Origin of the sequence: Candidatus Neomicrothrix sp. (assembly GCF_035329545.1) — a bacterium.
GTDB classification, from domain to species: domain Bacteria; phylum Actinomycetota; class Acidimicrobiia; order Acidimicrobiales; family Microtrichaceae; genus Microthrix; species Microthrix subdominans.
Genome location: NZ_DAOLGP010000061.1, coordinates 1 through 1295, shown reverse-complemented (window position 1 = coordinate 1295; position 1295 = coordinate 1). Strand labels below are relative to the sequence as shown.

Here is a 1295-nt window from a genome sequence, read left to right as displayed (position 1 = left end):
GGTCAGTTCCACCAGCAACGGGGGACCGGTACGGACATCTGTGATGTTGGCATCCACGACGATGGCTTCGTCCGGCAATGCCGGATCAAACCGGGAACCCGGTTCGGTCACCGGGAGTTGCTGGACGACCTGGCGGATCGTCGCCGGCTCGGGGGTTTCCTCAGAGCAGGCGGCCAGCGGGAAGACCGCCAGCATCAGGAGCGCCAGTGTGCGCCTCATGCCCGTACCACCTTGAAGGTCGTGTCACCGATCTGGAGTCGATCATCGTTGATCAACATGCTGGACTCGACCTTCTCGCCGTTGACCCAAGTGCCGTTCGTACTGCCTTGATCCAAGATCGTCGGGGTCCCGTCCCGAACGATGATCTTGGCGTGGTCCCAACTCGCCGTGCTGTCGCTGATGACAATGTCGGACGCGGTGTTCTTGCCGATGGTGGCGCCCTGTGCCGTCACCGCATGGCCGTCGGTGTTGGTCCGACTTCCCTCGGGGACCAGCCACGCCACCGCAGGCCCACTCGGCTTCGGCTTGGCAGGCACGGCCGCCGGCGCCGCGCCGGGCAGTCGGGTGGCCAGACCACCGCCGGCCGCACCGGCCACACCGGCCACGCCTGGGGTCGGCCCTCCGACCCCGCCGTAGGCCCCGGATCGCACTCCGGCCGCGGCAGGAACAGCAGCCGCTCGTGGCGGGGGCGGAGCCGGGCACAACGGGCAGTGGTTCCAGGAGCCCGCCAGCGGGTGTCCAGCCGAGCAGGAGGCGCCGCCGCGGGCGAGCACCGAGCGGAGGACGACCGCCAGGATGCATGTCATCAGCAGGCCGCCGATCAGGAACCAGTGGAACGAACTGGGTGCGAACAGCCCGAGCGCCGCTACCAAGAACGCCGGCAACAGCGCTAGGAGCGTCCACGAGGACCCGGAGCGATAGACCCTGCCCGCTGCGGCGAAGACGACGCCCGAACTGCTCAGCGAGGCGAGTCCCAGCACGATCAGGACGGCAAGAAGAACGCCGCCCGGAACCGACTCCGTCCATGTGGCCGCTGTGCTCCGAAGAACCTCCCAGAAGCCCACCTGTCACCATCCCCCTTGGTCGGCTCAACCCGACCCGCTCGCGAGACCCTGATCCTGACTTCGCATCACCGGCGACCCCGTTGACGCAGGTCAAGGAGTTGACGCTAGTCCGGCTCGCCGAACTGGTCAGCAAGCTCATTGCGAAATGTAGCCGACATGACCCAGACGGTGCTTAGCTAGCCCTGATTCTTCACGGGGTGGTTTGGGGGTGTGGGTTGGGGCTGATTTCGG

Annotated in this window: 2 protein-coding genes; both read right to left on the bottom strand. The window is 66.9% G+C overall.

Features of this window, described 5'->3' with window-relative positions:
- A partial coding sequence (locus PKD89_RS19180; protein ID WP_324332843.1) for a hypothetical protein occupies positions 1–219 on the bottom strand: 219 nt, incomplete at its 3' end.
- Complete coding sequence (locus PKD89_RS19175; protein ID WP_324332841.1) at positions 216–980, bottom strand: FHA domain-containing protein; 765 nt, start codon at positions 978–980, stop codon at positions 216–218. The genes PKD89_RS19180 and PKD89_RS19175, both read right to left, overlap by 4 nt.
- Positions 981–1295: the final 315 nt, after the last annotated feature.